At 75.3% G+C, this 1,505-nt stretch carries 3 protein-coding genes; 2 read left to right on the top strand and 1 reads right to left on the bottom strand.

The window, feature by feature from the left end; all coding sequences use genetic code 11:
* The first annotated feature begins 163 nt into the window (after positions 1 to 163).
* Positions 164 to 607: a DUF393 domain-containing protein gene (locus tag B9G38_RS17235; RefSeq protein ID WP_086221171.1), complete on the top strand. Its 444-nt coding sequence runs from the start codon at positions 164 to 166 to the stop codon at positions 605 to 607.
* 46 nt (positions 608 to 653) lie between these two features.
* On the top strand, positions 654 to 1,163 hold the full coding sequence (locus tag B9G38_RS17230) for a DUF123 domain-containing protein (RefSeq protein WP_086221170.1): 510 nt from the start codon (positions 654 to 656) through the stop codon (positions 1,161 to 1,163).
* Positions 1,164 to 1,184: 21 nt separating this feature from the next.
* Here B9G38_RS17230 and B9G38_RS17225 read toward each other — a convergent pair.
* Positions 1,185 to 1,505: acyl-CoA thioesterase (locus B9G38_RS17225; RefSeq protein ID WP_143415625.1), on the bottom strand; the 321-nt coding region annotated here is incomplete at its 5' end.

Below are 1,505 nucleotides of genomic sequence, written 5' to 3'. Positions count from 1 at the left end.
GCGGAGATGAACGAGACGGCCGCGGAGCTGTTCGAGGAGCGGTTCGGGCAGTCGCTCGAAGACGCGCTCGGCCACTCGCACTGAGCGCGCTCGACGCCGCGTTCCGCCCGACTCGGCGTCCCCCGACCGGCCGCTTAAGCCGGTCGAGGACCTACCTTCTCGCATGCCTACCGACCCGGACGGCGCGGACGCTCCGGTGTTGATCTTCGACGGCGACTGCCCGTACTGCTCGGTCGCGGCGGTCGCGCTGCGCCGGCTCGACGGCGTCGTCGCGGTCCCGTGGGAGGCCGACCCCGTCGGACCGTTCCTCGACGCGCAGTTCGGCTCGCGCCCGTTCGCGATGGTGCTCGTCGACCCCGTCGAGCGCCGGGTGTACGCCGGCCGGTCGGCCGCGGAGGAGCTGGCCGACCGCGCGGGCACCCCCGGTATCGTCGGCGGCCTCGTCCGCGACAACTACGACCGCATCGCCGACGTGGTCGGGACGCTCTCCGGCCGCGGCCGCGACCCGGCTGACTTCCACGACACCTATCGGCTCGACGACGAGGCGGGCGAGATGGTCGGGTCGCTCCGGGCGGCCGCCGACGAGGCGCCGGCCGCGCTGTCGTGAGCGCGGCGTCGGCCGCTGCGGACGCCGCCCGCGTGGTGGTCGGCCGATGAGCGACGCGGCTGGCGGCAGCTACACGCTCGTCGTCGACCTCGCGAGCGACGCGACCGTGACGGCGGGCGCGCTCGGCGAGCACCGCCTCCCCGCCGGCGCGTACGCGTACACGGGAAGCGCGCTCGGCGCCGGGGGGTTCTCCCGGGTCGACAGGCACCGCCGGACCGCGCGCGGCGAACACGACGTCCGCCACTGGCACGTCGACTACCTGCTCGGGCACCCGGCGGCGCGGATCGACCGCGTCGTGCGGAGCGTCGGCGTCGACGTCGAGTGCCCGGTCGCGGAGCGCCTGCCCGCCGGGCCGATAGGCGGGTTCGGCGCCTCCGACTGCGACTGCCCGAGCCACCTCGCCGCGGGCGACGCGTCCGAGGCCGAGGAGAGCGGACGCGAGCGCGCCGCGCTCGACGCCCTCGCGGAGCAGGCGCTGGCGGCGCACGAGGCGGCGGTCGCGGCGGCGGACGCACCGGACGCGGCGGTCGAGGTCGTCGCGGGCGACGACGCGTAGGGTTCGCCGAGCCGCGGCGGCTCAGAGGTCGTAGCGGTCGACGACCTGCCGCAGCTGTTCGCGTCGCCCCTCCAAGGCGTCGCCGCGGAGCGCTTCCTCGTCCTCGGTCGGGCAGTCGAGGCCGGGGACCGGCGTCGGGCGCCCGTCGTCGTCGAGCGCGACGAAGGTGAAGTAGGAGGTGGTCGTCCGCCGCGTCTCGTCCGTGCGGGGGTTCTCGGCGCGCACGTCGACCTTCACGTCGACGCTCGTGCGGCCGGTGTTGAACACGTACCCCTCGACGATGGCGACCTCGCCCATCTCGATGGGGGAGATGAAGTCGACGTGGTCCATCGAGGCGGTGAC

Source organism: Halorubrum sp. SD612, from assembly GCF_002135005.1.
Note: the sequence above shows the minus strand (reverse complement) of the source record. Positions and strands in the feature narration are given on the sequence as shown.